The following is a 25,260-nucleotide window of genomic DNA, read 5'->3' on the forward strand; positions in this document are numbered from 1 at the left end:
CATGCAGGTTTGTATGTGTCGCATCCGGTGTAGAGCCTTGTGTCGTAGTCAGGTAGGGTTTCAGGACCCCCGACACGAAACAAGGATCGATTCATGACGTTCAAGCTCCCGCGCTCCCTCCTGGCCACCAGCCTTGGCCTGACCCTCGCCCTAGGCACCTTCACCCCGGCAGCCTTCGCCGAACCCCACAAACAAGTCCTCGCCGATGCTGAACAGTACAAGGCTGAAGCCTTGAAACTGCTGGAACGGTTGGTGAACATCGACTCCGGCTCCGGCTATGAACCGGGCCTGACCCAGGTGAGTGACATCGCCATCGAAGAGTTGAAGAAGCTCGGTGCCACCATCGAACTGGTGCCCAACACCCCGGACGAGAGCAACCATGTGCTGGCTACCCTCAAAGGCACCGGCAAGGCGAAGATCCTGCTGATGGCGCACATGGACACCGTGTTCAAGGAAGGCTCCGCCACCGAGCGCCCGTTCCACATCAAGGACGGCCGCGCCTATGGGCCAGGCGTGATGGATGACAAGGGCGGCATCGTCGCCGGGATCTACGCGCTGAAAATCCTCAAGAACCTCGACTTCAAGGACTACGCGCAGATCACCTTCCTGCTAGATGCCAGTGAAGAAACCGGCTCGGACGTCGCCACCGACCTGATCAAGAAAACCGCCAAGGCCCACGACGTGACCCTCAACCTCGAACCCGGCCGCCCGGCCGATGGCCTGGTGGTCTGGCGCAAAGGCAGTGCTACCGCCGTGGTCGAGGTCAAAGGCAAGGCTGCGCATGCGGGCGTTGCCCCGGAATTGGGGCGTAACGCTGCCATGGAAGCCGCGCACCAGATTTTGCAACTCGGCAAACTGGGCGATGAAGCGAAGAAAACCACCATCAACTTCACCGTGCTCAAGGCCGGCGACCGCACCAACGTGATTCCGGATCAGGCCACGGCCAAGGCTGACGTGCGGGCGGCGGTGCCGGAGGAATTCGACCGGATCGAAAAGGACCTGGCGCGGGTGTCGAAGGACAAACTGATTGCCGATACGCAAGTCACCACCAGCCTCAAGCGCGGCTTGCCACCGATGCCGCAAACGGCGGAATCGGATCGCTTGATGGCTATGGCTCAAGGCATTTACGGCGAAATTGGCCGCAAGTTGACGGAAGAAGGCAGCGGCGGGGCGGCAGATGCGAGTTTGTCCGCGGGTGTTGGTACGCCGACGCTGGACGGGTTTGGGATTGTCGGCGGCAATATCCACACGCCTGAGGAGTACGCCGAGGTCGAAAGCGTGGCGCCGCGGATTTATTTGCTGTCGCGGATGATTATGGAGTTGGCCAAGCGGTAATCGGCCAGATCACCTCCACAATCGGGTGCAGGCACCTGTGGCGAGGGAGCTTGTCGGATCGCCGCACCGTCCCGCTCGACTGCGCAGCAGTCGCAAAGCTTTGGGGCCGCTTCGCGACCCAGCGGGAGCAAGCTCCCTCGCCACACAAGCCCGCTCCCACAGGGATTTTCAGTGATTAGGCTACTCGATCGGTGTATCGACAAACACCTCAAGCCTTTCGGCATAAGCCGTAAACGCGTTGATCAGTGGAAACTGCACGGCCTCCACCTGATCCGGCACCACCAGGTTGGTAAAACTCCAGGCCACCGCCAGGCTAATCCCATCCTGTGCAATCGAGCCGTCGGTCTTCAGCGGCTGTTTTTCCAGCTCCCGCTCCAGCGCCGAATACGCCGCCGCCAATTGCCCTTCAACCCGTTCCACCCACGGCGCGTACTGAATTTCCGCTGGCCGCAGGTTGCGTTCGTAGTAAAGCTGCACCGACTTCTCGCACGCCGCCAACGCCAGGCCGATCAGGCGCAGCGAGCGCAAGCGTTGAGCCGGATTGTCGGATATCAGGCTTTTACCCGGCGCGGCCAGGGCTTCGAGGTAATCGATGATCAGCGTTGAATCCATCAACACCTCACCGTCATCCAGCACCAGCGTCGGTGCCTTCACCACCGGGTTGATCTGCTGGAACTGCTCGAAGTGTCTGAACACCGAAACCGACGCGTGCTCCAGCGGGATGCCCAGGCATTTGGCGGAAATGGCGACACGCCGCACGTAGGGCGAATCCAGCATGCCGATCAGTTTCATTGAGCCTCTCCTTACAGACGGTCCTTGGGGATGGACAACCTTAGCCGAGGTTCAGCGACCTGCAAGCGGTTTCGCGCTAATCCTCAGGCCTATTGTTCATCCTCGAAGGCTAATCCTCAAAGCCTGCCTGCTCATGAATCTCATCGACCTTCAATTCCAGTCGATAAGCCACGGCGATGAACAGCGCCTGGCACAGGCACAAGGTGGCACTCAATGAACGGAAGGCAAACGAGCTGCCCTCGTTGACCAGCAGCACGGTGTTGGCGCGCTTGGCCAATGGCGAGAGGTTGCTGTCGGTGATGATCAGGGTTTTCGCCTGATGGTGCTGGGCGATGCGCAGGCAGTGCTGGGTTTCCTTGCCATAGGGCGTGAAGCTGATGGCGATCACCAGGTCGTTGGCGCGCACGCTGCGCATCTGCTCGCGGTAACTGCCGCCAAGGCCTGACACCAGGTGGATGCGCTTGTTGGTGTGTTGCAGGTTGTAGACCAGGTAATCGGCCACCGCGAACGAGCGGCGCACCCCGACCACGTAGATGTTGTCGGCATTCACCACCAGGTCAACGGCCTTGTCGAAAGCCTGGTCATCGAGTTCCAGCCCCAATCGCTCGATGCCCGACAGGGTGGCGTTGATGCACTCGCGCGCCAGGTCGCCGCCGCTGGCCTTCTGCGACTTGTTGGCGATCATGCTGCGGATGCGTTGCTGGTAATTCTGCACCGGTGTGGTCTTGTGGGTGTAGGCCTCGCGAAACAGCGCCTGCATTTCACTGAACCCGCTGAAGCCGAAGCGCTGGGAAAAGCGCACGATGGCCGACGGGTGCACTTCGCATTCGCGGGCGATGTCGCTGATGCGGTCGACCATGATCCGGTCGCTCTGCTGGCTCATGTAGCTGGCGATGCGTTTGAGCTGGCGCGGCAGGCTTTCGTACTCCTCGGTGATCAGCTGCAACAGACGCTCGGCATTGATCGGAGGGCTGGCGAGATCGCTGTCGGGCGAGCTCTCGGTCGTAGCCGGCTGATCGGTGCGGGACATAAGAAATCCTTCTGGCTTGTTCTTATAGGGATGACGGTTCTCGTCATCCCCTGACAATAGGTTGGCTGTGCGCAGTCTACAGGGTAGGCCGGAATAAAATCTTGAGCTTGCAATCGGCCTGGGGCCTGCTGAAACGATGCACGCTGTCTGGAACGCTTGTATCAAAGTTTATTGGAAAAAATATTCCACGTAAAAAATATATAGAATAAATATTGATTGTTCGGCCCCGGTCGTTTTAGTCTGCATCCACCAAGAGTGTTCGGCGCCTTCATCGCCCCGAACGCAGGCTGATAAAAATAACAGGAGCCAGCATGGGCCAGACTCGTTTTGCCAGTGGGCGTCAATTGGATCTGATTTGCCTCGGACGCCTTGGCGTCGATCTTTATGCGCAACAAGTCGGGGCGCGGCTGGAGGATGTGAGCAGCTTCGCCAAGTACCTGGGCGGTTCGTCCGCCAACATTGCCTTCGGCACCGCGCGACTGGGGCTGAAGTCGGCGATGTTGAGCCGGGTAGGGGACGACCACATGGGCCGTTTCCTCGTTGAATCCCTGGTCCGTGAAGGCTGCGACGTCAGCGGCATCAAGGTCGATCCGGAACGCCTGACCGCCATGGTTCTGCTGGGCCTCAAGGATCGCGAAACCTTTCCGCTGGTGTTCTACCGCGAAAACTGCGCCGACATGGCGTTGCGCGCCGAAGACATCAGCGAAGCCTTTATCGCTTCCAGCAAAGCCCTGCTGATCACCGGCACCCATTTCTCCACCGACGGTGTCTACAAGGCGAGCATTCAGGCGCTGGACTACGCCGAAAAGCACAACGTCAAACGGGTGCTGGACATCGACTACCGCCCGGTGCTCTGGGGCCTGGCCGGCAAGGCGGACGGCGAAACCCGTTTCGTCGCCAGCCAGAACGTCAGCCAGCATGTGCAGAAAATCCTCCCGCGTTTCGACCTGATCGTCGGCACTGAAGAAGAATTCCTGATCGCCGGCGGCGCCGAGGATCTGCTCACCGCGCTGCGCAATGTCCGGCGCCTGAGCGCGGCGACGTTGGTGGTCAAGCTCGGCCCGCAAGGTTGCACGGTGATCCACGGGGCGATCCCGGCGCGTCTCGAAGACGGCGCGATCTATCCCGGTGTGCGCGTCGAAGTGCTGAATGTGCTGGGGGCCGGCGATGCCTTCATGTCGGGTTTCCTCAGTGGCTGGCTGGAGGATGCCAGCGACGAGCGCTGCTGCCAGTTGGCCAATGCCTGCGGCGGTCTGGTGGTGTCGCGCCATGCCTGCGCCCCGGCGATGCCGACCCGCGCCGAACTCGATTACCTGTTCAACAGCCCGGTGCCGATCACCCGGCCGGATCAGGACGTGACATTGCAGCGTCTGCATCAGGTCAGCGTGCCGCGCAAACAGTGGAAGCAGCTGTTCATCTTTGCCTTCGATCATCGCGGGCAACTGGTGGAGCTGGCCCACAAGGGCGGGCGCGACCTGAACGCTATCTGCGAACTCAAACAACTCTTTATCAAAGCCGTGGAACGGGTCGAGGCGGATTTGCGTGAGCAGGGTGTCGACGCCGATGTCGGCTTGCTGGCCGATCAACGTTTCGGCCAGGACTCGCTGAACGCCGCCACCGGTCGCGGCTGGTGGGTGGCGCGGCCAGTGGAAGTGCAGGGTTCGCGGCCATTGGCGTTCGAACACGGGCGCTCGATCGGCAGCAACCTGATCGGCTGGCCGCAAGAACAGATCATCAAATGCCTGGTGCAATTCCATCCCGACGACGAGCCTCTGCTGCGTCTGGAGCAGGAGGCGCAGATCAAGGGCCTGTACCAGGCCTCGCAAGTCAGCGGGCACGAGTTGCTGCTGGAGATCATTCCGCCCAAGGATCACCCGTCACCGCATCCGGACGTGCTCTATCGCGCCCTCAAACGCCTCTACAACCTAGGCATCTACCCGGCGTGGTGGAAGATCGAAGCGCAAAGCGCCGAGGAGTGGAAACAACTCGACGAGCTGATTCAGGAACGCGACCCGTATTGCCGTGGCGTGGTGCTGCTGGGCCTGAATGCCCCGGCGGCGACCTTGGCCGAAGGGTTTCAACAGGCCAGCCAGAGCCAGACCTGCCGTGGTTTCGCCGTGGGTCGGACGATCTTCCAGGAACCGAGCCGCGCGTGGCTGGCCGGTGAAATCGACGACGAAGCGCTGATTCGCCAGGTGCAGGGCACCTTCGTCGAACTGATCGATGCCTGGCGCACGGCCCGAGCCTGAAAAAATTAGCTGATTGATGAGGCTTTTGTGGCGAGGGAGCTTGCTCCCGCTCGGCTGCGAAGCAGTCGCAAACCTGTGAATGCGGTTTACCTGATACACCGGGCTGGTTGATTCGGGACTGCTTCGCAGTCCAGCGGGAGCAAGCTCCCTCGCCACAGGTGATCGGTTGAACATTTTTGAGAAAACAATAAAAGGTGCAGCCATGCCCGCTATCCGAATTGGCATCAACCCGATCTCCTGGAGCAACGACGACCTGCCGTCCCTCGGTGGTGAAACGCCGTTGAGCACCGCCCTCAGCGAAGGCAAGGACATTGGCTACGAAGGCTTCGAACTCAACGGCAAGTTCCCCAAGGACGCCAAGGGCGTCGGCGATGTGCTGCGGCCTTACGACCTGGCGCTGGTCTCCGGCTGGTATTCCAGCCGTCTGGCCCGCCGTTCCGTGGCCGAGGAAATCGACGCCATCGGCAGCCATGTCGAGCTGCTGGCGAAGAACGGCGCCAAAGTGCTGGTCTACGGCGAAGTCGCCGACTCCATTCAAGGTCAGCGCATTCCACTGGTCGAGCGCCCGCGTTTCCACACCGAACAGGCCTGGCAAGAATACGCCGACAAACTCACTGAACTGGCGCGTTTCACCCTGTCCCAGGGCGTGCGTCTGGCGTATCACCACCATATGGGCGCCTACGTCGAATCCCCGGCCGACATCGACAAACTGATGGCATTGACCGGCAGCGAAGTCGGCCTGCTGTTCGATTCGGGCCACTGCTACATGGGCGGCGGCGAGCCGTTGCAGGTATTGCGCAAACACATCGAACGGGTCTGCCACGTGCATTTCAAGGATGTGCGCAAACCGGTGGTGCAACTGGCGCGCAACAATCTTTGGAGCTTCCCGGACTGCATCATCAACGGCACCTTCACCGTGCCCGGCGATGGCGACATTGACTTCAGCGCATTGCTCGACGTATTGCTGGGCGCCGACTACCACGGCTGGCTGGTGGTGGAAGCCGAGCAAGATCCGGCGGTGGCACCAAGTTACGTCTACGCCAAAAAAGGCTACGACACCTTGCGTGCCTTGCTCGACGAGAGGACCGCGCGATGAGCCTGTTGGTCAAGAGCAATGCCCGCGGACGGACCATGGTCGAGCTGGGGCAGGGGGAGCTGGAATATGTCGGCTTCGCGGCTTACCGCCTGAGTCTCGGCGAAACCTTGCCGGTCAGCGCGGGTGACAAGGAGCTGTGCCTGGTGCTGCTCAGCGGTCGGGTCGGCATCAAGGGCGAAGCGCCAGAGCAGGGCGCGTTCGACTGGGACAACATCGGCGATCGTCAGTCGGTGTTCGAAGACAAATCACCGTTCGCCGTGTATTTGCCGCCCGGCAGCCAAGCCCAGGTGGTGGCGCTGAGCGACGTGCAAATCGCCGTTTGCGCGGCGCCCGGTTCGACCGCCGAAAACCTCGGCGCACGGCTGATCAAACCCGACAGCATGAAACGCAGCGTGCGCGGCAAGGGGGCCAACACCCGTTATGTCTGCGACATCTTGCCGGACACCGAGCCCGCCCATTCGCTGCTGGTGGTGGAAGTGCGTACGCCGTCCGGTCACTCGTCGAGCTACCCGCCGCACAAGCACGACACCGACGATCTGCCGCACCAGAGTTTTCTCGAAGAAACCTATTACCACCAGATCAACCCGCCCCAGGGTTTCGTGTTCCAGCGGGTCTACACCGACGATCGCAGTATCGATCAGGCCATGGCGGTGGAAAACAGCGACCTGGTGGTGGTGCCCAAGGGTTATCACCCGGTCAGCGTGCCCTACGGCTATGAGTCGTATTACCTGAACGTGATGGCCGGCCCGAAACGCGTCTGGCAGTTCCATAACGATCCGCAGCACAGCTGGCTACTGGATCTCTAAATTCCAACATTCAAAGGGAGAACAAGAATAATGAGCGACGCCCCGGTCATAGGCCATTACATCGACGGTCAGCTGCAGGACAGCGGTAGCGAGCGGTTCAGCAATGTCTTCAATCCGGCCACCGGCAGCGTTCAGGCGCGGGTCGGGCTGGCCAGCCAGAAGACCGTGGACGAGGCCGTCGCTTCGGCCATGAAGGCGTTCCCGGCCTGGTCCGAGCAATCGTCCCTGCGCCGTTCGCGGGTGATGTTCAAGTTCAAGGAATTGCTCGACCGCCATCACAACGAACTGGCCGAAATCATCAGCCGCGAACACGGCAAGGTGTTCTCCGACGCCAAGGGCGAAGTGACCCGTGGCATCGAAATCGTCGAATACGCCTGCGGTGCGCCGAACCTGCTGAAAACCGATTTCAGCGACAACATCGGCGGTGGCATCGACAACTGGAACCTGCGTCAGCCATTGGGCGTCTGCGCCGGGGTCACACCGTTCAACTTCCCGGTAATGGTGCCGCTGTGGATGATCCCGCTGGCACTGGTCACCGGCAACTGCTTCATCCTCAAACCGTCTGAACGTGATCCATCCGCCAGTTTGTTGATGGCTCGTTTGCTCACCGAAGCCGGGTTGCCGGACGGTGTGTTCAACGTGGTCCAGGGCGACAAGAGTGCGGTCGATGCCTTGCTGCAACACCCGGACGTCGAGGCGATTTCCTTTGTCGGCTCGACGCCGATTGCCGAGTACATCCACCAGCAAGCCACCTCGCGCGGCAAGCGTGTACAGGCGCTGGGCGGGGCGAAGAACCACATGATCGTCATGCCCGATGCCGATCTGGATCAGGCGGCGGATGCGCTGATCGGCGCGGCTTACGGCTCGGCCGGTGAGCGCTGCATGGCGATTTCGATTGCCGTGGCCGTGGGCGATGTCGGCGACCAGTTGATTGCCAAACTGCTGCCGCGCATCGATCAATTGAAGGTCGGCAACGGCATGCAGGGCGACAGCGACATGGGGCCGCTGGTGACCGCCGAACACAAGGCAAAGGTCGAGGGCTTTATCGGCGAAGGCGTGGCCCAGGGCGCGCAGCTGATTGTCGATGGGCGCAACTTCAAGGTGCCGGGCGCCGAGAACGGCTTCTTCGTCGGCGCCACGTTGTTCGACAAGGTCACGACCGAGATGAGCATTTACCAGCAAGAGATCTTTGGACCGGTGCTGGGCATTGTGCGTGTGCCGGACTTCGCCAGCGCCGTGGCGCTGATCAACGCCCATGAATTCGGCAACGGCGTGTCCTGTTTCACCAGCGATGGCGGCATTGCCCGTTCGTTTGCCCGCAGCATCAAGGTCGGCATGGTCGGCATCAACGTACCGATTCCGGTGCCCATGGCCTGGCACTCGTTCGGCGGCTGGAAGCGCTCGCTGTTCGGTGATCACCACGCTTATGGCGAAGAAGGCATTCGCTTCTACAGCCGCTACAAAAGCGTGATGCAGCGCTGGCCCGACAGCATCGCCAAGGGCCCTGAATTCAGCATGCCGACAGCCAAATAATTCACGTGAGCGGAGAACAACAAAAAATGAGCAAACCCCTGCGTTTCGCCTTGAACCGTATGGTCGCCCCACGTTTGTCCCTGCCGGCGTTCATCGAGTTGGCGGTGACCCTCAAGGCCGACGCCATCGAGATTCGCAACGACCTCAAAGGCGTCGAGATCGAGGATGGCACCGCACCCGAACACGTCCGTGAGCTGTGCGCGGCCAAAGGCATCACTGTGCTGTCGATCAACGCGCTGTATCCGTTCGATGTCTGGAATGACGAGCGCCGCGCACACGCCCTGAAGCTTGCCGCTTATGCCCGTGCCTGTGGCGCACGGGGCTTGGTGATGTGCCCATTGAACGACCGCGCCGATCCACGAACCGAAGCGCAGCGTGCGTCTGGCCTGCGCACGGCGCTGAGTGAACTGGCACCGATCCTGCGCGATCACGGCATTCTCGGCTTCATCGAACCGCTGGGTTTCGAAGAATGCTCGCTGCGGCGCAAACGCACGGCAGTCGATGCGATCAAGGCCATCGGTGGGCTGGATGTGTTCCGTCTGGTGCATGACACCTTCCACCATCACCTGGCCAGCGAGCATGAATTCTTCCCTGAGCTGACCGGGCTGGTGCACATCTCTGGCGTCGAAGATGCCGAGGCGCCACTGGCGACCATTCGTGACGGCCATCGGGTGCTGGTGGGCGAGGGCGACATCCTCGGCAATGCGGCGCAGATCGACACCTTGCTCAGTAGCGGCTATAGCGGCTACCTGTCGTTCGAACCGTTTGCCGACAGCGTCCATGGCCTGGCGGATATCCAGACGGCGATCGGCGCGAGCATGGATCACCTGCAGAAATCCCTGAGCTGACATCGGATTTGCATACGGAAAAGGTGCAAGCATGACCACAACAAGACTGACCATGGCCCAGGCCCTGGTGAAATTCCTCGATAACCAGTACATCGAGGTCGATGGGGTCCAGAGCAAATTCGTCGCCGGGATCTTTACCATTTTTGGCCACGGCAATGTGCTGGGTCTGGGGCAAGCCCTGGAACAGGACAGCGGCGACCTGATCGTCCATCAGGGCCGCAACGAGCAAGGCATGGCCCACGCGGCCATTGGTTTTGCCAAGCAACACCTGCGGCGCAAGATCTACGCCTGCTCTTCATCGGTGGGCCCGGGCGCGGCGAACATGCTGACTGCTGCCGCGACGGCCACCGCCAACCGTATTCCCTTGCTGCTGTTGCCCGGCGACGTCTACGCCTGCCGCCAACCAGACCCGGTGTTGCAACAGATCGAGCAGTTCCACGACCTGAGCATCAGCACCAATGATGCGTTCAAGGCCGTGAGCAAATACTGGGACCGGATCAACCGTCCCGAGCAACTGATGACCGCGGCGATCCACGCCATGCGCGTGCTCACCGACCCCGCCGAAACCGGCGCCGTCACCCTGGCCCTGCCGCAAGACGTGCAGGCCGAGGCGTACGACTATCCCGATTACTTCCTGCAAAAACGCGTGCACCGCATCGAGCGCCGTCCGGCCACCGAAGCGATGCTCGGCGATGCCGTGGCGCTGTTCAAAGGCAAGCGCAAACCGCTGATCATCTGCGGCGGCGGGGTCAAGTATTCCGGTGCCAATGCAGCGTTGCAGGCCTTTGCCGAGCGCTTTGATATTCCTTTCGCCGAAACCCAGGCCGGCAAGAGCGCGGTGGTGTCGAGCCATCCACTGAACGTCGGAGGGATCGGCGAAACCGGTTGCCTGGCGGCGAATCTGTTGGCCACGGACGCTGACTTGATCATCGGCGTCGGCACCCGCTACAGCGATTTCACCACCGCGTCGAAATCCTTGTTCAAACACCCGGACGTGCAATTTCTCAACCTCAACATCAGCCCTTGCGACGCCCTGAAACTCGATGGCGTGCAACTGCTGGCGGACGCCAGAACCGGCTTGAACGCCTTGGCCGCTGTGTTGGGCGACTATCGCTCCGGCTGGGGCGATCAACCCCGACAGGCCCGGGCGCAGCTGGACGAGGAAGTCGACCGCCTCTATCAGGTCGAGTACCAGACTCAGGACTTCGTCCCGGAAATCAACGATCACCTGGACCCGGCGGTGCTGCGCGAATTCATCGAGCTGACCGGTTCCTGCCTGACCCAGAGCCGGGTGCTCGGTGTGCTCAATGAAACCCTGGCCGATGATGCGGTGATCGTCGCCGCCGCCGGCAGCCTGCCCGGCGACTTGCAGCGCAGTTGGCGCAGCAAGGGTGTGAACACCTACCACGTCGAGTACGGTTATTCGTGCATGGGTTATGAGGTGAACGCCGCACTGGGGGTGAAGCTCGCCGAGCCTGAGCGCGAGGTCTATGCGCTGGTGGGCGACGGCTCCTACATGATGCTGCACTCGGAGTTGGCGACCTCGATCCAGGAGCGCCGCAAGATCAACGTGGTGCTGCTGGACAACATGACCTTCGGCTGCATCAACAACCTGCAAATGGAACACGGCATGGACAGCTTCGGCACCGAGTTCCGGTTCCGCAATCCTGAAACCGGCAAGCTCGATGGCGGTTTCGTGCCGGTGGATTTCGCCATGAGCGCGGCGGCTTACGGCTGCAAGACCTACAAGGTCAACACCGTCGAGGAGCTGCAAGCCGCGTTGGCCGATGCGCGGTTGCAGACGGTGTCGACGCTGATCGACATCAAGGTCCTGCCCAAAACCATGATTCACAAATACCTGTCGTGGTGGCGGGTCGGCGTGGCGCAAGTCTCCACCAGCGCACGCACTGACGCAGTGGCCAAGACCCTCAACGAACGATTGGCCAAGGCCCGTCAATACTGATTGCCCTGAAACGAACAACAGGAGTGTTTATATGTCTTCGCTTTCCAATTCGTTGCGCATTGGCGTCATCGGCACCGGGGCCATCGGCCAGGACCATATCCGTCGTTGCAGCCAGACCTTGCTCAACAGTCAGGTTGTCGCGGTCACCGACATCAATTTGCAGCAAGCGGCCAAGGTCGTCTCCGATCTGAAGCTGACCGCCGAGGTCTATCCTGATGGCCTCGCGCTGATCAAGGCACCGGACGTCGACGCAATCCTCGTCACCTCCTGGGGCCCGAGCCACGAAGAGTTCGTGCTGGCGGCGATTGCGGCGGGCAAACCGGTGTTCTGCGAGAAACCGCTGGCGGTCACCGCCGAAGGCTGCCGCAAGATTGTCGAGGCCGAAGTGGCCCACGGCAAGCGACTGGTGCAGGTTGGTTTCATGCGCCCATACGATGAAGGTTATCGGGCATTGAAATCGGTGATCGACAGTGGCCAGATCGGCGAGCCGCTGATGCTGCACTGCGCACACCGCAACCCGACCGTGGGTGAAAACTATAAGACCGACATGGCGATCACCGACACGCTGATCCATGAGCTGGACGTGTTGCGCTGGTTGCTCGACGACGACTATGTGTCGGTGCAAGTGGTGTTCCCGCGCAAGACCAGCAAGGCCCACGCCCATTTGAAAGACCCGCAGATCGTGTTGCTGGAAACCGCCAAGGGCACGCGCATCGACGTGGAAGTATTCGTCAACTGCCAGTACGGCTACGACATCCAGTGCGAAGTGGTAGGGGAGACAGGCATCGCCAAACTGCCGGAGCCGTCGCAGGTTCAGCTGCGCAGCGGAGCGAAACTGTCCAATGCGATTCTGATGGACTGGAAGGACCGGTTCATCGCCGCGTACGACGTCGAGTTGCAGGCGTTCATCGATGGCGTGCGCGCCGGGCAGGTCGGCGGGCCGTCGGCGTGGGACGGTTTCGCCGCCGCCGTCGCTGCGGATGCCTGCATCGAGGCGCAGAACAGCGGCCAGATCGTCAAAGTCGGCCTACCGGATCGCCCACGCTTCTACGGCTAAAACCAACCCCGGCCCCGCTGACACTCACCCTGAAATCGGTGTCAGCGATTATGTAGGAGCTGCCGAAGGCTGCGATCTTTTGACTTTGCTTTTTAGAATCAAGATCAAAAGATCGCAGCCTTCGGCAGCTCCTACAGGGGACGTCGTCGACTCTGGTTAAGGAGAAAAAATGCGCATCGCACTAGACCCCTACATGTACCGCAACCTGTCCCTGGGCAAAATGGTCGACAAGGTCGCCGAGCTCGGTTACGAACATATCGAGCTGTCGCCCCGGGAAGATTTTCTGCCGTTCTACAAAGCCCCGCGGGTCGACAAGGCGCGGATCAAGGAATTTCGCAAAGCCCTGAGCGACACCGGGGTCAAACTCTCTTCTTTATTACCGATGTACCACTGGGCCGCCGCCGATGAAGGTTTGCGCGTGGCCGCCGTGCGCAACTGGAAGCGGGCGATCCAGATTGCCGTGGAGATGGACTGCGAGCTGGTCAACACCGAGTTCACCGGCCAGTCGGACAACCCATTGGTCTGCGAGAACCAGTTCATGCGTTCTATGGACGAACTGATCCCCGAGTTCGAACGCGAAGGCATCAAGCTCGATATCCAGGCCCATCCTTATGATTTCTGCGAGCGCAACAACGAGTCGGTGGACATCATTCGCGGTCTGGACCGCGACTGGATCAACTATCTCTACGCCGCGCCGCACACGTTTTTCTATGACGATGGCGTGGGTGACATCGCCTCGATGCTCAAATACGCCGGCTCGAAACTGAGTCATTTGATCATCGCCGACACCTACAACCACAAGGCATCCTCAGGCTTGCGCTACATCGTCAACCCGCCGGGCGTCACCGCCACCGTGCATCAGCACCTGGACATCGGCCAGGGCGAGGTGGACTGGGAAGCGTTTTTCGGCACCTTGCGCGAGATCAAGTTCGATGGCATCGCCACCGTCTCGGTATTCGCCTGGGAAGACCGGCCGGACGAGTCCAACCGAATGATGCTCGAACGCGTGACCCGCGAACTCTGCCAATAACCGCGGCATACACAAAAAACCTGTGGGAGCGGGCTTGTGTGGCGAGGGGGCTTGCCCCCGTTCGACTGCGAAGCAGTCGTAAACCAGTCACTGCTTTCTAAATTCAATAACGCGGTGATTGGTTTTAGGGGTGCTTCGCGCCCCAACGGGGGCAAGCCCCCTCGCCACACAAGCCCGCTCCCACAGGGGCCGCGTTCTATAAGGAGAATACTTTCATGCGTATCGGACTTGTCGGTTACGGCCATGGCGGCCGGTTTTTCCATGCTCCGCTGATCAGCAGTTTGCCGGCGGCGACGTTTGTGGGCGTGGTCACCCGTTCCACCGAACGCCGACAACTGCTGGCCACGGAACATCCCGGTGTGCCGGCCTTCGACAGCATTGGCCAACTGGTCGAAGCCGGGATTGATGTGCTGGTGGTGTCCACGCCGCTCAAAGGTCGTCCGGCGTTGGTGCTCGACGCCATCGAACATGGGGTGGCGGTGGTCAGCGACAAGCCGTTCGCCGCCGATACGCAACAGGCGCAAACCCTGATCACCATGGCCGAGCGTCAGGGCGTGCATTTGAGCGTCTACCAAAACCGACGCTGGGACTCGGATTTCCTCACCGTGCGCAAACTCATCGAGTCCGGTGCCCTGGGCCAGGTCACCCGTTTCGAGTCACGGATCGAACGCTACTCGCCACAGTCGGTGAACAATGGCAGCGGCGGCGGTTTCCTGCGTGATCTGGGCAGCCATCTGGTGGATCAGGCGCTGCTGTTATTCGGCCCCGTCACCCGGGTTTACGCCGAACTGGATTACCTCGAAAAAGGCCAGACCTTCGACAACGGCTTCTTTATGTCCCTGACTCATGCCAGTGGCGTGATCTCGCATCTGAGTGGCAGTTGCCTGCAAAACACCCCCGGCCCGCGTTTTCGCGTGACCGGCACCCAGGGCTGCTACAGCGTCGACGGTCTGGACGGGCAAGAGGCATCGACTCTGGCCGGGCTCACGCCCAAATCCGAGGGTGAGCGCTGGGGTGTCGAAGAGCATCGTCGCTGGGGCTGGTTCGAGCAAGGCGAGGTGCGCGAGCGGGTGCCGTCCGAACGAGGCTGCTGGAACCAGTTCTATTTGCAGCTACAAACCGCGTTACAGAGCGGTGGCCCACTGCCGGTCGAGCCCCGTGATGCACTGGCGACTACCCGCGTGCTAGACGCTGCGCGGCTCAGTTTCGAGCGCCATCAAGTGGTGGCGTTGAGCCCATTTGAAAGCCATGGAACAAAATCAGAATAAAATTCTAAAATGAGTTGATATAGAAATTATTTTCCAATAAAGTCGTTTCCAGGTTGCCGACTATCAACGTCCGATCACGCTCAAGCAGGCCTTGAACGAGTGAAGGGCGCACCAAAAACAAGAAACAAAGCCAGGTACCGTCGATGAAAACCTTCAACTCTGCTCTGCAGGCTTTACGTTCCGCGCTGCACCTCTCTCGCGACCTGCCTCGCGTCTCGTTTCATTCCATCTCTCGCTTGCTTTGCGTCGAACGCAAGGGCGCCCTGGTCTGCTGCATTCCGGGTGCGCCGATTGTCCGCTTGCCCGCTCACTGAAATCGTCACGCCTTATCCATAAAAACCAACAAGAATGTGGAGAAAGACCTTTCATGAAGACCAAGACCCGTTTCGCCTCACTCGCCTTGTCCCTGATGCTCGCCAGCGGTGCCGCACTCGCTGACATGAAGATCGGCGTCAGCATGGCGCAGTTCGACGACACCTGGCTGACCTACCTGCGCGAATCCATGGACACCAAAGCCAAGTCCTATCCTGATGGCGTCAAGCTGCAGTTCGAAGATGCGCGCAGCGACGTAGTCAGGCAGTTGAGCCAGGTAGAAAGCTTCATCAGCCAGAAAGTCGATGCCATTGTGGTCAACCCGGTGGATACCGCCGCCACCAAGAAAATTACCGAAGCGGCGGTCAAGGCCGGCATTCCGCTGGTGTACGTCAATCGCCGTCCCGATGACCTGAACCTGCCCAAAGGCGTGGTCACTGTTGCCTCCAACGATCTGGAGGCCGGCCAGATGCAGATGCAGTACCTGGCCGAAAAAATGGGCGGCAAGGGCGACATCGTGATTCTGCTCGGTGATTTGGCCAACAACTCCACCACTAACCGCACCAAGGGCGTAAAAGAGGTGCTGACCAAGTACCCGAACATCAAGATCGAGCAAGAGCAGAGCGGCATCTGGTCGCGAGACAAGGGCATGACCCTGGTCAACGACTGGCTGACCCAGGGCCGCAAGTTCGACGCGGTCGTCTCCAACAACGACGAGATGGCGATTGGCGCGGCCATGGCCCTGCAACAGGCGGGTGTCGCCAAAGGCAGTGTGCTGATCGCCGGTGTCGACGGTACGCCCGACGGCTTGAACGCGGTGAAGAAGGGCTCTCTGCTGGTTTCGGTGTTCCAGGACGCCAAGGGTCAGGCCGACGGCTCGATCGACACGGCGGTGAAAATGGCCAGGAACGAGCCGGTCGAACAGGCCGTGTGGGTGCCGTATCGCTTGATCACTTTGCAAAACGTTGACCAGTTCAAATAGTCCGTCCGTTCGATAACAACAATAAGCACGCAAGGTTGCGACGCGACCTTGCTGATGGAGTACCTGATCATGTTCGCTTCAGCGACTGCTTCGAGCACCCCGTTGGTGGGTATCCAGCCAACCGCAACACCTGTCGATGAGCCGTACCTGCTGGAGATCATCAACGTCAGCAAGGGTTTTCCCGGTGTGGTGGCCTTGTCCGACGTACAGCTGCGGGTGCGTCCCGGCTCCGTGCTGGCGCTGATGGGCGAAAACGGCGCCGGCAAATCCACCCTGATGAAAATCATTGCCGGCATCTACCAGCCGGATGCCGGCGAGTTGCGCCTGCGGGGTAAGCCGGTGGTCTTCGAAACGCCACTGGCTGCGCTCCAGGCCGGGATCGCGATGATCCACCAGGAACTCAACCTGATGCCGCACATGAGCATCGCCGAGAACATCTGGATCGGTCGCGAGCAGCTCAACGGCCTGCACATGATCGATCACCGCGAAATGCACCGCTGCACCGCCAAGCTGCTGGAGCGTCTGCGGATCAATCTCGACCCTGAAGAGCAGGTGGGCAACCTGAGCATCGCCGAACGGCAGATGGTCGAGATCGCCAAGGCGGTGTCCTACGACTCCGACATCCTGATCATGGACGAACCGACTTCGGCCATCACCGATAAGGAAGTCGCCCACCTGTTCTCGATCATTGCCGACCTCAAGAGCCAGGGCAAAGGCATCATCTACATCACTCACAAAATGAACGAAGTGTTCAGCATCGCCGATGAAGTGGCGGTGTTCCGCGACGGCGCCTACATCGGCCTGCAACGGGCCGACAGCATGGATGGCGACAGCCTGATCTCGATGATGGTCGGCCGCGAGCTGAGCCAGTTGTTCCCGGTGCGCGAGAAGCCGATCGGCGATCTGTTGCTGTCGGTACGCGACCTCAAGCTGGACGGCAGCTTCAAGGATGTCTCCTTCGACCTGCATGCCGGCGAGATCCTGGGCATTGCCGGGTTGATGGGCTCGGGGCGGACCAATGTCGCCGAGGCGATTTTCGGCATCACACCGAGTGACGGTGGCGAGATCCGGCTCGACGGCGAAGTGGTGCGCATCACTGATCCGCACATGGCCATCGAGAAGGGCTTCGCGTTGTTGACCGAAGATCGCAAGCTCAGCGGCCTGTTCCCGTGCCTGTCGGTGCTGGAAAACATGGAAATGGCGGTATTGCCCCATTACGTCGGCAACGGCTTCATCCAGCAGAAAGCCCTGCGCGCGTTGTGTGAAGACATGTGCAAGAAGCTGCGGGTGAAAACGCCGTCGCTGGAGCAGTGCATCGATACCTTGTCCGGCGGTAATCAGCAGAAGGCGTTGCTGGCGCGCTGGCTGATGACCAACCCGCGAATCCTGATTCTCGACGAGCCGACCCGGGGCATCGATGTCGGCGCCAAGGCCGAGATCTACCGGCTGATCTCGTACCTGGCCAGCGAAGGCATGGCGGTGATCATGATTTCCTCGGAGCTGCCGGAAGTGCTGGGCATGAGCGACCGGGTCATGGTCATGCACGAGGGCGACCTGATGGGCACCCTCGACCGCAGCGAAGCGACCCAGGAACGAGTGATGCAACTGGCCTCGGGCATGTCCGCGGTTCACTAATGGATGCCGGCGGTGGCCATGGCTGTCGCCGATGACGCAATAGAAGGGTGAGTGGTTATGAACGCGATACTGGAAAACAAGCCTGCAATGGCACCGGTGAAGAGTCGCCGGCGCTTTCCGACCGAGTTGAGTATCTTCCTGGTGCTGATCGGCATCGGCCTGGTCTTCGAGTTGTTCGGCTGGATCGTGCGGGACCAGAGCTTCCTGATGAACTCTCAGCGTCTGGTGCTGATGATTCTGCAAGTGTCGATCATCGGCCTGCTGGCGATCGGGGTGACCCAGGTCATCATCACCACCGGTATCGACCTGTCCTCCGGTTCGGTGCTGGCGCTGTCGGCGATGATTGCCGCCAGCCTGGCCCAGACCTCGGACTTTGCCCGGGCGGTGTTTCCGTCCCTGACCGACTTGCCGGTGTGGATTCCAGTGATCACTGGGCTGGGGGTGGGATTGCTGGCGGGGGCGATCAACGGCAGCATCATTGCGATCACCGGGATTCCACCGTTCATTGCCACCCTCGGCATGATGGTCTCGGCGCGTGGCCTGGCGCGCTACTACACCGAAGGTCAGCCGGTGAGCATGCTCTCGGATTCCTACACGGCCATTGGACATGGCGCGATGCCGGTGATCATCTTTCTGGTGGTGGCAGTGATCTTTCACATTGCCCTGCGCTACACCAAGTACGGCAAATACACCTACGCCATTGGCGGCAACATGCAGGCGGCGCGTACCTCCGGGATCAACGTCAAGCGGCATCTGGTGATCGTCTACAGCATCGCCGGGTTGCTTGCCGGCCTGGCCGGGGTGGTGGCGTCGGCACGGGCCGCGACCGGGCAGGCCGGGATGGGCATGTCTTATGAACTGGACGCGATTGCCGCGGCGGTCATCGGCGGCACCAGTCTGGCCGGTGGCGTAGGGCGCATCACCGGCACCGTGATCGGCGCATTGATTCTCGGGGTCATGGCCAGCGGCTTTACCTTTGTCGGTGTTGATGCTTATATTCAAGACATCATCAAGGGGCTGATTATTGTGGTGGCGGTGGTCATCGACCAGTACCGCAACAAGCGCAAACTCAAGCGCTAAGCCACACGAAAGACGAAACTGCGCCACGCCTGACCCGCGTGGCGCAGCCGTTTGTCTTCTATATACAGCCGCTGGACTGAATTTCTTGCTATAAACGCACTCCGATAAGCGCCTCAAAGCTCGCCATAGAGCACTTTCAAGGCTTTGTCGGACAGATTTGCTGTCTTTTCAGTTGCTGAGGCCTCAAGTCGGCCTTAGACTGCCGCCCCTCGTAAATTGAGTGCCGGGTGGCGCTTGGAATAAACGGCGCCGTTCCAATGACCGCACAAGGCTCAACGGAACGCTCCCTAATTCGCCTTAATGCACGTTTTTTTATAGAGATATCAATGACAAAGGACAAGTTGCTGGCCATGCCGGCGGATGACTACATGAATGCCGAGCAACATGCTTTTTTCTCTGAGCTGTTGCAGAACATGAAAGTCGAAACCCATGAGCGCATCGAACAGAATCGCATCGCCATCGAGAGCCTGGACACCCCGGCCGATCCGGCTGACGCGGCTTCTGTCGAAGAAGAGCGCACCTGGCTGGTGAACGCGATCGATCGCGACCAGCGCATGCTGCCTCAGTTGGAACAGGCCCTGGAACGCATCAAGGAAGACAGCTTCGGCTGGTGCGATGACAGCGGCGAGCCAATTGGCCTCAAGCGTCTGCTGATCAGCCCGACCACCAAGTACTGCATCGAAGCTCAAGAACGTCACGAGCAGATCGACAAGCACCAGCGTCAGGCCTGATTCTGTGAGGCAGCCAGTTAATAGCTGGCTGCCTTGAAAAGATCGCAGCCTTCGGCAGCTCCTACAGGTTTATGTGAACCCGTGCAGGAGCTGCCGAAGGCTGCGATCTTTGCTTTTCGACGTCTGCGAAAACACCCATGCACTTCTATTGATCTGCTGCAACCCCCCACTACTAACGGACCATAGATAATGGCCTTGTGGTGGCGTTTAATGCGGATACAACAATTAGAAGATGCCTGGGGTGACAAACGATGACGCGAGACGGGTCTCTGGCTGGGGCAGTGCCCGCAGCCGTACTTTTGCCTAAAAACCAGTGGCTCACGCCGACCCTGCAAAGCATCGCCCTGATGCTCTTGCTGTGTGGCATGGCATTGGCTGGCTGGTCGCTTTACCTTGGCCTGCCATTGACTGTGCTGATTATCTGGCTGCCACGCCTGCGTTCGCGCACGCTGCCGCAGGCAACCCCGGCTGACAACGCCAGCGCTATCGCCGGTTTGACTCGCGATCTTTCCTACACCACCAGCCATAACGCTTTGTCCGCCGCCGGCGTGGCCTTTTCGGTCAAGCAACTGGCCGACAAACTGCAATCGCAACTCGGCGCCGCAGCACAGATTGTCAGCAGCGCTGAAGTGATGATCGCCACCGAACAGGCTACCTCGACACTCAGCCGGGAAGCCTTGAGCGCGGCGAGCGAAGCCCATCAGAGCAGCGCGGCAGGGCGTACGGAACTGATCGAGTCCATCGCGCGCATGCATCAACTCAGTCAGCGTGCCAGCAGCAGCCGCGAGCTGATCGAAGCCCTGAGCCTGCGCAGTGACGATATCCAGCGGGTCACGCTGGTGATCCAGTCCATCGCCAGTCAGACCAATCTGTTGGCGTTGAACGCAGCCATCGAAGCGGCGCGGGCCGGGGAACACGGTCGCGGGTTTGCGGTGGTGGCCGATGAGGTTCGTGGCCTGGCTGCGCGCACGGCGACGGCGACCGGCGAAGTCGGGGAGATGGTCGCTGACATTCAACAACGCACGGCGCAAGTGGTGGAGCAGATTCGTCAGCTGGCCAGCGATCTGAATACTGGCGTTGCGCAGGTCGAGCACACGGGGCAGCACCTGGAAAACATCGCGCGCCTGGCCGCCGGCGTCGAAAGGCAGGTCGGGGAAATCGCTCAGGGCGCGGACACCAATCGCGAACAACTCGACAGCCTGTTTCACGCCATCGAACAAATGCGCAGCGACCTGGCGATCAGTGACCAGCAAACCCAGCGCCTGGCCCAGGCGGCGGTGCAAATGGAAGGGCAGGCCGAAACCATCAGCGAACGTCTCGCCGAAGTCGGGCTGGATGACTATCACCAGCGGATTTACGACTTGGCCCGCGAAGGGGCGAGTCAGATTGCGGCGCGTTTCGAGGCGGATATCGACCAGGGCCGGATCAGCCTCGACGACCTGTTTGATCGCAATTACCAGACGATCCCCAACACCAGCCCGGTCAAATACCAGACCCGCTTCGACCGTTACACCGATCAGGTCTTGCCGGCGATTCAGGAACCGTTGCTGCCGCGTCACGAAGGCCTGGTGTTCGCCATTGCCTGCACGCCGCAGGGGTACGTGCCGACCCACAACACCGTGTTCAGCCAGCCACTGACCGGCGACGTGCAAGTCGATACCCTGCAAAACCGCACCAAGCGCAAGTTCGCCGACCGCACCGGAATTCGCTGTGGCAGCCACCAGCAGGCCGTACTGTTGCAGACCTACACCCGCGACACCGGTGAACTGATGCACGACCTCTCGGTGCCGATCATGCTCAAGGGCCGGCATTGGGGTGGTTTGCGCCTGGGTTACAAACCGCAAAAACCTCGCTGAGGCCGCTCTCCTACAGAGGAATGCGGGCTAGTGGATCTGGTGCATGCGCAGGTTCAGGTCGTCGACCACGTGCGCCCAATCGGCGTCTTCACGCAGTTGTTCCTTGAGGAAGCCGGCTTGTTGCGGGGTCCAGAACTCGGCATCGATGAGTTTCTGGTTATTGAGCAACGGTGAATGCAGGGCAATGAAATCGTCGATGGCCTTTTCGCTGGAGTCCAGGCCGAGCTGGTCGAACAAGCCTTTCAAGTCATGTGTGGGTGAATCCATCTTCATCTCCTTGCAGATAATCAATCGCCTCGGGCGTGAGGTCTGAGGTGCGGCTTCATTGCATCCGAGGGGCCCGCGCGCCAAGAGTTCGATAAGGGTTTAGCAGCTTCCTCCAGATTCGCCACCAATGATGGCAATAAGCTATTGCCTGCCTCTGTTCCAGCGATTACGATGCCGTCGCGTTTTTTTGGCGTCATCAAGTCGCCATTCAAAGAGTCCGTACATGGATGTCGTCGTCACTCGCTCCCCAGGTTTAGCGCCTTGCGGTGCTGATCTGCCCATCCCTTGCGCGATTTCTTTCAAGCCGACGCGCCCCCCGATTCCGCATGAAAAGGATGTAAGCAGTGAAGCGTCTTGTTTATCTGATGGTCATCGCACTTGGCCTGTCGTTGACCGGCTGTGTGTCTTTCACGCCGCTAGGCCCTATCGGCGAACCTCTGAGCCCCGCACCGACCACTCTCGATCGCAGCGCCGAGATCCGCGACGTGGTGATTTCCGCCCCCGAGCTGGACGACAAGGTGCGCGTCGACGGCAGCCGGCAACTGACCGAGCAGGTCAGCGCCTATATCGATAAAAGCGATTACTTCAAGCGAGTTGTGGTGTTCCCGGCCAAGGCGGGCGAAGACGACGTGGTGCTCAAGTTCAACCTGACCTCACTGGCAGGCAAGCGCACCATGCACCCGGCTTACATTCCTGGCGCGCTGGTGACGTTGACTATCTGGATCTGGGTCGACGGACCAATTTACGTCGACAAATACGACCTCGCCGGCGAACTGATCATCGAAGACCGCCAAGGCAAGCAACTGGCCAGATCGGTCGAGCAGGTCAAGCTCGACAAGAATGTCGGTATGTGGAACGCCGACTACCTCAATCCGCGTCTGGGCGGTTCGCAGTTGCGCGATCTGATCGCTCAACTGTTAGCCAGTGCCACCCCTCAACTGCGTACACCGTCAAAGGAACTGGCTGCACATGAATAAGTATCTTCTGGTTTTACTGCTTTTGGTCGGCAGCACCCTGACCGGCTGCATTTCCTATTCCCAGCATGAGTTGGCCCAAGTGGACCAGTGGCCGCCAGCGCAGGCCAGGCAAGACAAGCCCAGTGCTTATCTGCACGTGACCACTCAGCAGCAGTTCAACGGTGAGCTGTCGGGTGGCGTCGGCAATGCGGCGTTGGTGGAACAGCACATGCTGGGAACCTTCAAGGAATCCGGACAGTTCAAAAGCGTGACCACAGACAAGGTCGACTCGAACCTGTACGTGACGAGTACGTTGACCAATAACGAGCAGGGCAATATCGCGAGCGCCTGGCTCACAGGCTTCACGTTCTTCGTGATCCCGACTACGTACAGCAACACCTTCACGCTGGAAACCGTGTTCAAGGACCGGGAAGGCAACATGCTGGGCAAAATCGTCAAGCAGGAAAGCACTCGCACCTGGATGCAGATTCTGCTGATTGTCGGCTTGCCGTTCAATGAACGTGGGGATGCGGTACTCAAACACCTGACCCAGAGCACGCTGGATGAAGCGGTCAAGCGCAAGCTGATCTGACCGGTTGTCGAGACAAAGGCGTGCTATCTGTACAAGGCTGGCACGCCGCAAAACACTCTCAGGCCTGACCCTGCTCAGTCACTCCCATCTCAGGTCTTCAACGCACCCTCATCGACGGCAAGCTTCAGGGCTTTGGCGGATTCCTGGGCGGCAATCGTCGCGACTTCCGCCGTCTTGAACCAGCGATCCTTTTCAACCTGGTGATACGACACCGTGGTCAACGGCGGTTTGGCGCGCATGATAATGACTGCCTGGAATTCGCCGTCGACCTCTCTGGCTTCGCCCCGGATAAAAAATTCACCGATATCAAATTCCGTCACGTAGCAGTCTTCCCTTTGAAATATTATGTTGTAGTGAGCGCCGTCCGCCCTGGGGACGGGTTTCATGGGGCGGGCAGTATGGCAGCAGTTGCCTGCCGGCGGCTGAGTTAAGTCGCCGGCGTGACGAAACGTCTACAGAAGTGAATGCCGCAGGGTGCGTCAGTTGCGCGACTCGAGTGAGCGGGCAAGGGCGCAGGCTTCGTTATGGTCGGCGCGGAAACCTCTGACACGTCCGGTGGATATTTCCCTGATATGGAAAAAGGCGTTGCCGGCCAATACCACCTGAAAACGCGGGAGTGGATGCGCCTCAGGGTGGAAATCCTGCTGACGGAGTATTATCGATTGCAGAAGTGACGAGCCGTTTGTGTGGTGTGTGTGAGGCTGGGCGAAGTGAGTCAGTGTGCACATATGAAGTCCTTTTCGTGGTTTTACCGACGTGCGTACGTTGTTTTGGGTAGTCTCGGTGAGCATGGCTGCTCTAGAATCGCTATCACTGGTTGGCGATTGCTGCCCATCTAAAGCAATTTTTTACTGGCGATATGTCGGAAAAGTGCTTTTTTTAAAGAGATTTTTCCCTAAAGTTGGTGGTCCGGTTTTTCTGGCCGTCAGAAGGGCGTTTTCCTTCAACCTCTGACGACCGCCAGGCAAGACGAAGCGGGGGATGTTCCAGTAATCTTCCCAAACCTCGCGATGAATGAGCCCTCTGCTCGTTCCAGGATTACGACCCGGGTCATTTGGTTAAACCTCGGCATTGCCGCTTTTTTCTGCTGTGCGCGTTTCCTGCGTGCGGCATCATTTTCAGATGTGGGGATGTTTCCTTGGCAGTAAGTAATCTCGATATGCATGCTTTGTTCGTACTGGGTGATTTGCGCGCAAAGCTGGTTAAACAGTTTCAGTCACGTTTCGTCTACATCACCGAACAGAACGCTGAAGGCATTTACATTGCCGAGATCGACACCGAATCGGCACTGGTGGTGGACGACAAGCCCGGGCTGAAACTCAAGGTCGGCGATCATTTCAGCGCTTCCGTATTGCCCAGCCGCGAAGGCGGAAAACTGGACATCAAGTTCCGCGAAATCAAATTGACGGTATACGGGCTGGGGGATTACGCGTTCGTGACCACCGCGGACGGCCACGGCATTGTGTTCAAGGAAGGTCATAGCGTGGTGATGGTGTTTGCGGCCCACCAACAATTGCAGGAAGGCCTGACCAAGACACTGAAAGCCGTGACTGCCAAGGCCGCCAAGTGGCGCAAAGGCGAACTGGTGACCTTCAAGGCCAGCGAGTAATGACCCAGACCCGCGCCGATTTCCATGAGCAGAACCAGGCCAGTGCACACGCCGAGGCCCAGCGCCTGTTGGCTGAAAAGGCCGTTCTGCAGGGAGCCTGGCTGAGTTGGGTAGCGTCACAGATTTATATGTTGCGCCCGGCGGCGTACGCCAGCATGGTCAGAAGAGAGCTTGCGCGCTTGCAGGAACCTTCCGAAAAATAATCCTCGCCCCTCGAAAGCAGAAACCTCTAC

The 25,260-nt window shown here is 59.8% G+C and carries 24 protein-coding genes; 19 read left to right on the forward strand and 5 right to left on the reverse strand.

Annotation, left to right across the window (positions count from 1 at the left end):
* Positions 1 to 93: 93 nt before the first annotated feature.
* The gene (locus tag LOY36_RS10680) at positions 94 to 1,335 is read left to right on the forward strand and encodes a M20/M25/M40 family metallo-hydrolase (RefSeq protein WP_019649286.1); all 1,242 of its coding nucleotides are present in this window, start codon (positions 94 to 96) and stop codon (positions 1,333 to 1,335) included.
* Positions 1,336 to 1,515: 180 nt separating this feature from the next.
* On the opposite strand, the gene LOY36_RS10685 is transcribed toward LOY36_RS10680, so the two are convergent.
* Positions 1,516 to 2,127 carry a glutathione S-transferase gene (locus LOY36_RS10685; RefSeq protein WP_258673375.1) on the reverse strand — a complete coding sequence of 204 codons (612 nt, stop codon included), beginning with the start codon at positions 2,125 to 2,127 and terminating at the stop codon, positions 1,516 to 1,518.
* A gap of 109 nt (positions 2,128 to 2,236) precedes the next feature.
* Entirely contained in the window at positions 2,237 to 3,157 is a 921-nt protein-coding gene (locus LOY36_RS10690) for a MurR/RpiR family transcriptional regulator (RefSeq protein WP_007939390.1), read from the reverse strand.
* Positions 3,158 to 3,468: 311 nt separating this feature from the next.
* Here LOY36_RS10690 and iolC point away from each other — a divergent pair, with 311 nt between their 5' ends.
* From iolC to LOY36_RS10760, 14 genes are all read left to right on the forward strand, one after another.
* Positions 3,469 to 5,406, forward strand: coding sequence for a bifunctional 5-dehydro-2-deoxygluconokinase/5-dehydro-2-deoxyphosphogluconate aldolase (gene iolC / locus LOY36_RS10695; RefSeq protein WP_258673378.1), 1,938 nt, complete (start codon positions 3,469 to 3,471; stop codon positions 5,404 to 5,406).
* A 202-nt stretch (positions 5,407 to 5,608) separates the two neighbouring features.
* The gene (gene iolE / locus LOY36_RS10700; RefSeq protein ID WP_258673380.1) at positions 5,609 to 6,502 is read left to right on the forward strand and encodes a myo-inosose-2 dehydratase; all 894 of its coding nucleotides are present in this window, start codon (positions 5,609 to 5,611) and stop codon (positions 6,500 to 6,502) included.
* Positions 6,499 to 7,308, forward strand: a complete 810-nt coding sequence (iolB, locus tag LOY36_RS10705; protein ID WP_258673382.1) for a 5-deoxy-glucuronate isomerase — start codon at positions 6,499 to 6,501, stop codon at positions 7,306 to 7,308. The genes iolE and iolB overlap by 4 nt, the downstream gene beginning before the upstream one ends.
* A gap of 30 nt (positions 7,309 to 7,338) precedes the next feature.
* Positions 7,339 to 8,841, forward strand: a complete 1,503-nt coding sequence (locus tag LOY36_RS10710) for a CoA-acylating methylmalonate-semialdehyde dehydrogenase (protein WP_258673384.1) — start codon at positions 7,339 to 7,341, stop codon at positions 8,839 to 8,841.
* A 26-nt stretch (positions 8,842 to 8,867) separates the two neighbouring features.
* Entirely contained in the window at positions 8,868 to 9,689 is an 822-nt protein-coding gene (locus LOY36_RS10715; RefSeq protein ID WP_258673386.1) for a TIM barrel protein, read from the forward strand.
* Positions 9,690 to 9,720: 31 nt separating this feature from the next.
* The gene (iolD, locus tag LOY36_RS10720; RefSeq protein ID WP_258673388.1) at positions 9,721 to 11,652 is read left to right on the forward strand and encodes a 3D-(3,5/4)-trihydroxycyclohexane-1,2-dione acylhydrolase (decyclizing); all 1,932 of its coding nucleotides are present in this window, start codon (positions 9,721 to 9,723) and stop codon (positions 11,650 to 11,652) included.
* 31 nt (positions 11,653 to 11,683) lie between these two features.
* The gene (locus tag LOY36_RS10725; RefSeq protein WP_019649278.1) at positions 11,684 to 12,709 is read left to right on the forward strand and encodes a Gfo/Idh/MocA family protein; all 1,026 of its coding nucleotides are present in this window, start codon (positions 11,684 to 11,686) and stop codon (positions 12,707 to 12,709) included.
* 169 nt (positions 12,710 to 12,878) lie between these two features.
* On the forward strand, positions 12,879 to 13,739 hold the full coding sequence (locus LOY36_RS10730) for a sugar phosphate isomerase/epimerase family protein (protein ID WP_007939382.1): 861 nt from the start codon (positions 12,879 to 12,881) through the stop codon (positions 13,737 to 13,739).
* Positions 13,740 to 13,954: 215 nt separating this feature from the next.
* The gene (locus LOY36_RS10735) at positions 13,955 to 15,007 is read left to right on the forward strand and encodes a Gfo/Idh/MocA family protein (protein ID WP_258673391.1); all 1,053 of its coding nucleotides are present in this window, start codon (positions 13,955 to 13,957) and stop codon (positions 15,005 to 15,007) included.
* Between the two features lie 367 nt (positions 15,008 to 15,374).
* Entirely contained in the window at positions 15,375 to 16,301 is a 927-nt protein-coding gene (locus LOY36_RS10740) for a sugar ABC transporter substrate-binding protein (RefSeq protein WP_019649275.1), read from the forward strand.
* Between the two features lie 69 nt (positions 16,302 to 16,370).
* Positions 16,371 to 17,936 carry a sugar ABC transporter ATP-binding protein gene (locus LOY36_RS10745; RefSeq protein ID WP_258673394.1) on the forward strand — a complete coding sequence of 522 codons (1,566 nt, stop codon included), beginning with the start codon at positions 16,371 to 16,373 and terminating at the stop codon, positions 17,934 to 17,936.
* Between the two features lie 57 nt (positions 17,937 to 17,993).
* Positions 17,994 to 19,016: an ABC transporter permease gene (locus LOY36_RS10750; protein ID WP_018928024.1), complete on the forward strand. Its 1,023-nt coding sequence runs from the start codon at positions 17,994 to 17,996 to the stop codon at positions 19,014 to 19,016.
* Between the two features lie 326 nt (positions 19,017 to 19,342).
* On the forward strand, positions 19,343 to 19,747 hold the full coding sequence (locus LOY36_RS10755) for a TraR/DksA C4-type zinc finger protein (protein WP_007935965.1): 405 nt from the start codon (positions 19,343 to 19,345) through the stop codon (positions 19,745 to 19,747).
* A 632-nt stretch (positions 19,748 to 20,379) separates the two neighbouring features.
* Positions 20,380 to 21,603 carry a methyl-accepting chemotaxis protein gene (locus LOY36_RS10760; protein ID WP_408981119.1) on the forward strand — a complete coding sequence of 408 codons (1,224 nt, stop codon included), beginning with the start codon at positions 20,380 to 20,382 and terminating at the stop codon, positions 21,601 to 21,603.
* Between the two features lie 27 nt (positions 21,604 to 21,630).
* Here the strand turns inward: LOY36_RS10760 and LOY36_RS10765 are convergent, their stop codons facing one another.
* The gene (locus LOY36_RS10765) at positions 21,631 to 21,870 is read right to left on the reverse strand and encodes a DUF2789 domain-containing protein (protein WP_019649273.1); all 240 of its coding nucleotides are present in this window, start codon (positions 21,868 to 21,870) and stop codon (positions 21,631 to 21,633) included.
* Between the two features lie 344 nt (positions 21,871 to 22,214).
* On the opposite strand from LOY36_RS10765, the gene LOY36_RS10770 reads away from it, so the two are divergent.
* A complete protein-coding gene (locus LOY36_RS10770; protein ID WP_258673400.1) occupies positions 22,215 to 22,847 on the forward strand; it encodes a hypothetical protein in 633 nt (210 codons plus the stop codon).
* Positions 22,840 to 23,418 carry a hypothetical protein gene (locus LOY36_RS10775; protein WP_258673403.1) on the forward strand — a complete coding sequence of 193 codons (579 nt, stop codon included), beginning with the start codon at positions 22,840 to 22,842 and terminating at the stop codon, positions 23,416 to 23,418. The genes LOY36_RS10770 and LOY36_RS10775 overlap by 8 nt, the downstream gene beginning before the upstream one ends.
* A gap of 89 nt (positions 23,419 to 23,507) precedes the next feature.
* Here LOY36_RS10775 and LOY36_RS10780 read toward each other — a convergent pair whose 3' ends face one another.
* Complete coding sequence (locus LOY36_RS10780) at positions 23,508 to 23,738, reverse strand: hypothetical protein (protein WP_019649270.1); 231 nt, start codon at positions 23,736 to 23,738, stop codon at positions 23,508 to 23,510.
* Between the two features lie 159 nt (positions 23,739 to 23,897).
* Positions 23,898 to 24,146: a hypothetical protein gene (locus LOY36_RS10785; RefSeq protein WP_081628227.1), complete on the reverse strand. Its 249-nt coding sequence runs from the start codon at positions 24,144 to 24,146 to the stop codon at positions 23,898 to 23,900.
* A 410-nt stretch (positions 24,147 to 24,556) separates the two neighbouring features.
* Between LOY36_RS10785 and LOY36_RS10790 the strand changes: the two genes are divergently transcribed.
* Both LOY36_RS10790 and LOY36_RS10795 read left to right on the forward strand, forming a co-directional pair.
* Entirely contained in the window at positions 24,557 to 25,027 is a 471-nt protein-coding gene (locus LOY36_RS10790) for a hypothetical protein (protein WP_008035847.1), read from the forward strand.
* Positions 25,027 to 25,230, forward strand: a complete 204-nt coding sequence (locus tag LOY36_RS10795; protein ID WP_007935975.1) for a hypothetical protein — start codon at positions 25,027 to 25,029, stop codon at positions 25,228 to 25,230. The genes LOY36_RS10790 and LOY36_RS10795 overlap by 1 nt, the downstream gene beginning before the upstream one ends.
* Positions 25,231 to 25,260: the final 30 nt, after the last annotated feature.

It is taken from the genome of Pseudomonas sp. B21-019 (assembly GCF_024749225.1).
Classification (GTDB): Bacteria; Pseudomonadota; Gammaproteobacteria; order Pseudomonadales; family Pseudomonadaceae; genus Aquipseudomonas.

Excerpts from the sequence above, each read along its gene's own strand:
- LOY36_RS10750 (WP_018928024.1), top strand. The coding sequence starts at position 17,994 with ATGAACGCGATACTGGAAAACAAGCCTGCAATGGCACCGGTGAAGAGT.
- LOY36_RS10685 (WP_258673375.1), bottom strand. The coding sequence starts at position 2,127 with ATGAAACTGATCGGCATGCTGGATTCGCCCTACGTGCGGCGTGTCGCC.
- LOY36_RS10680 (WP_019649286.1), top strand. The coding sequence starts at position 94 with ATGACGTTCAAGCTCCCGCGCTCCCTCCTGGCCACCAGCCTTGGCCTG.
- LOY36_RS10725 (WP_019649278.1), top strand. The coding sequence starts at position 11,684 with ATGTCTTCGCTTTCCAATTCGTTGCGCATTGGCGTCATCGGCACCGGG.
- iolE (WP_258673380.1), top strand. The coding sequence starts at position 5,609 with ATGCCCGCTATCCGAATTGGCATCAACCCGATCTCCTGGAGCAACGAC.
- LOY36_RS10690 (WP_007939390.1), bottom strand. The coding sequence starts at position 3,157 with ATGTCCCGCACCGATCAGCCGGCTACGACCGAGAGCTCGCCCGACAGC.
- LOY36_RS10730 (WP_007939382.1), top strand. The coding sequence starts at position 12,879 with ATGCGCATCGCACTAGACCCCTACATGTACCGCAACCTGTCCCTGGGC.
- LOY36_RS10755 (WP_007935965.1), top strand. The coding sequence starts at position 19,343 with ATGACAAAGGACAAGTTGCTGGCCATGCCGGCGGATGACTACATGAAT.
- iolC (WP_258673378.1), top strand. The coding sequence starts at position 3,469 with ATGGGCCAGACTCGTTTTGCCAGTGGGCGTCAATTGGATCTGATTTGC.
- LOY36_RS10735 (WP_258673391.1), top strand. The coding sequence starts at position 13,955 with ATGCGTATCGGACTTGTCGGTTACGGCCATGGCGGCCGGTTTTTCCAT.
- LOY36_RS10740 (WP_019649275.1), top strand. The coding sequence starts at position 15,375 with ATGAAGACCAAGACCCGTTTCGCCTCACTCGCCTTGTCCCTGATGCTC.
- LOY36_RS10760 (WP_408981119.1), top strand. The coding sequence starts at position 20,380 with ATGATCGCCACCGAACAGGCTACCTCGACACTCAGCCGGGAAGCCTTG.
- LOY36_RS10745 (WP_258673394.1), top strand. The coding sequence starts at position 16,371 with ATGTTCGCTTCAGCGACTGCTTCGAGCACCCCGTTGGTGGGTATCCAG.
- LOY36_RS10710 (WP_258673384.1), top strand. The coding sequence starts at position 7,339 with ATGAGCGACGCCCCGGTCATAGGCCATTACATCGACGGTCAGCTGCAG.
- LOY36_RS10785 (WP_081628227.1), bottom strand. The coding sequence starts at position 24,146 with ATGTGCACACTGACTCACTTCGCCCAGCCTCACACACACCACACAAAC.
- LOY36_RS10775 (WP_258673403.1), top strand. The coding sequence starts at position 22,840 with ATGAATAAGTATCTTCTGGTTTTACTGCTTTTGGTCGGCAGCACCCTG.
- LOY36_RS10765 (WP_019649273.1), bottom strand. The coding sequence starts at position 21,870 with ATGGATTCACCCACACATGACTTGAAAGGCTTGTTCGACCAGCTCGGC.
- LOY36_RS10795 (WP_007935975.1), top strand. The coding sequence starts at position 25,027 with ATGACCCAGACCCGCGCCGATTTCCATGAGCAGAACCAGGCCAGTGCA.
- iolB (WP_258673382.1), top strand. The coding sequence starts at position 6,499 with ATGAGCCTGTTGGTCAAGAGCAATGCCCGCGGACGGACCATGGTCGAG.
- iolD (WP_258673388.1), top strand. The coding sequence starts at position 9,721 with ATGACCACAACAAGACTGACCATGGCCCAGGCCCTGGTGAAATTCCTC.
- LOY36_RS10715 (WP_258673386.1), top strand. The coding sequence starts at position 8,868 with ATGAGCAAACCCCTGCGTTTCGCCTTGAACCGTATGGTCGCCCCACGT.